This window comes from Desulfovibrio sp. DV (assembly GCF_001936595.1).
GTDB lineage: Bacteria > Desulfobacterota > Desulfovibrionia > Desulfovibrionales > Desulfovibrionaceae > Solidesulfovibrio.
Genome location: NZ_MLBG01000208.1, coordinates 1 through 291, shown reverse-complemented (window position 1 = coordinate 291; position 291 = coordinate 1). Strand labels below are relative to the sequence as shown.

1 protein-coding gene is annotated in these 291 nt (G+C 71.5%); it reads left to right on the top strand.

What is annotated here, in order from left to right; translation table 11 throughout:
* The coding region (locus DVDV_RS22915) for a hypothetical protein (protein WP_175577153.1) at positions 1–291 on the top strand (291 nt) is incomplete at both ends.

Here is a 291-nt window from a genome sequence, read left to right as displayed (position 1 = left end):
CCGCAGCCCTCAGCACCACCCAGCTGGCCGCCCTGGGCACAGAACACATTGCCGCCCTGAGCCCGGCCGCCGTGTCCGGCCTGAGCGCCACGGCCCTGGCCTCCCTGGCCGATACCCAGCTGGCGACCCTGAGCGCCAAGCAGATCGCCGGACTGACCACCACGGCCCTGGCCGGCTTGAGCGAAACCCAGATCGCCGGACTGACCACCAGCCAGGTGACGAGCCTGACCGCAACCCAGATCGCCAGCCTGGGCACCACGGCCATCGGGGCGCTGACCACCACCCAGATGG